The 2,093-nt window shown below is 49.4% G+C and carries 1 protein-coding gene and 1 pseudogene; both read right to left on the bottom strand.

The window, feature by feature from the left end:
• Positions 1 to 20 precede the first annotated feature (20 nt).
• Positions 21 to 599 (bottom strand): RCC1 domain-containing protein, encoded by a 579-nt coding sequence (locus F591_RS29280; RefSeq protein ID WP_281166735.1) that lies wholly within the window; start codon positions 597 to 599, stop codon positions 21 to 23.
• Positions 600 to 825: 226 nt separating this feature from the next.
• Positions 826 to 1,940, bottom strand: a pseudogene (locus tag F591_RS0126910) (IS3 family transposase).
• Between the last annotated feature and the right edge of the window lie 153 nt (positions 1,941 to 2,093).

Raw genomic sequence — 2,093 nt, 5'->3', positions numbered from 1 at the left:
TGCAGGGAGAATCAGCAAGTCTAGACCCTTAATTCGTCGAAGTGGGTCAAATTTAAACCGGCGAAGTGGGTCAATTTAAATCCGGCCTTGACACCTACGCTGATTGCCACTGTCTGTCCTTGCACTTCAGGCGGAATCGCCGCATAATGAGAACCGTCTCCCCAGATCACAATCGTGCCATCGGCTTTTAATGCCAGAGAAAACTCCTCCCCCACCTCAATGGCGCGCACATCTTGCAAATCGGCAGGAATCGCAAGGCGATTGTACAGATCGCTTCCCCAGCCGAGTACTTGGCCATCGGAGGTTAACGCAAGCGAATGGGTTGTCCCGGTAGCCAATTGTTTGGCTTTCACACGGTCATGGATATGTTCCGGCACGTCAGTCTGACCTTGACCATTATCCCCCCAGGCAATGATCGTCCCATCCGCTTTCAAGGCAAGCGAATGTCCGTATCCCGCTGCAATCGCGATCACACCGCTTTTCGCAGCTTCGGGTACAACCGTTTGTCCGTTGTCTCGCCACGAACCGTCTGAAATGCCCCAGGCAATGACAGAGCCGTCAGATTTCAAGGCCAGAGAATGTTTTTCCCCTGCCGCAATGGCGATAACGCCGCTTTCCGCCTATAGTGGCACAAGAAGTCAAGACAGTTTTTTTTAATTTTTAAGGTGTGAAATCATTCACGAAGCGTTCTTTTGATATATTGTTGGAGGGGAGATCCCCCGCCGGGAACTGGAAAAAGTAATGTGTATAATTACTCAATGATAATGTCCACTGGTGGAGGACAAAGCCCAAGCGAAGGCGCGGGAGTCACCCTCTGTGGATATGTTATTCCATGTATACAGTTGCAGGTGTTCGGTAATCTAACGACTGATGTGGCCGATAATGATTGTAGAATTCAAAGTACCGATGAATGCCGCGGCGCGCTTCTTTGGGCGAGGTATACTCGTGCAAGTAGACTTCCTCATACTTCAAGCTGCGCCATAGTCGTTCCGTAAAGATGTTATCCACAGCACGATTCTTTCCATCCATGCTGATTCGGACTTGGTTGCTATTCAGCAACTCGATGTACTGTGAACTGGTGAAATGACTGCCCTGATCACTGTTCATAATTTCGGGCCGGCAAGCGCTCAGCGCACGACTTACAGCCTCCAGAACAAAGGGCAGTTCCAGGCTCTGATCCAACTGCCAATCGATCACGTATCGCGAGTACCAGTCCAAGATCGCTACCAGATACATCCAACCGCTCTGCAGCCGGATATACGTGATGTCGATCCCCCACACCTGGTTCACACGGTCGATCGTCAGCCCGCGCAGCAAATAGGGAAAGATGCGATGCTGCAAATTGCGCTTGCTCAGGTTGGGGCCGGGATAGATCGCCGCCAGTCCCATTTCTTGCATGTATTTTTGAACGGTATTGCGATGGACTTTCACTTTCTCTCGATTCAGAATCGCTGTGATCCGCCGGGAGCCCAGAAACGGATACTGCGTGTAGATTTCATCAATCCGGTGTTTGATGCGAATTTCCTCCGGGGAGGGAGGTACCGGCTTGTAATACAGGCTGGAACGATTGAGGCTGAGGATATCCGCCTGTACGGTTAGAGGCAGCTCTGTGCTTTGCCAATCCAACATGGTCAATCGCTGTTCACGAGTTTGGTCCATAGCCAGATTTTTTTTTGATCCACGCCAATTGAGTGGACAATTTTCCGACTTCGGCATAGAGTTCGTTGATCTGCTGTTCATAATCATTTTTCATTTTTCGTGATGCCTTTGCGATCATCTACGAACAGCTGATGCAAGTTCTGGATCGCTTCCGTTTTCCACCTCTGGAGGACATTCGCATGGATTCCATGCTCGGAGGACAGCTGCGAAATTGACTTATCCTCCTTCAAAATTTCCAGTACGATTTGTGCTTTTTGCTCTGGTGTGAACTTTCTCCTCATCGTTGCCATACAACTAAGAAACTCCTTTTTTGCTGTCTAATTTTCTTAGTCCATTATAGTCTCTTCGAGCATAACCGATTCATACAGTTCCTTTGTCGGCATATCCCGAGAGAATGGTGAACGAGCGAGGCCGTAGAAGGACTCAAACATGGC

It is taken from the genome of Paenibacillus ginsengihumi DSM 21568 (assembly GCF_000380965.1).
Classification (GTDB): Bacteria; Bacillota; Bacilli; order Paenibacillales; family NBRC-103111; genus Paenibacillus_G; species Paenibacillus_G ginsengihumi.
Note: the sequence above shows the minus strand (reverse complement) of the source record. Positions and strands in the feature narration are given on the sequence as shown.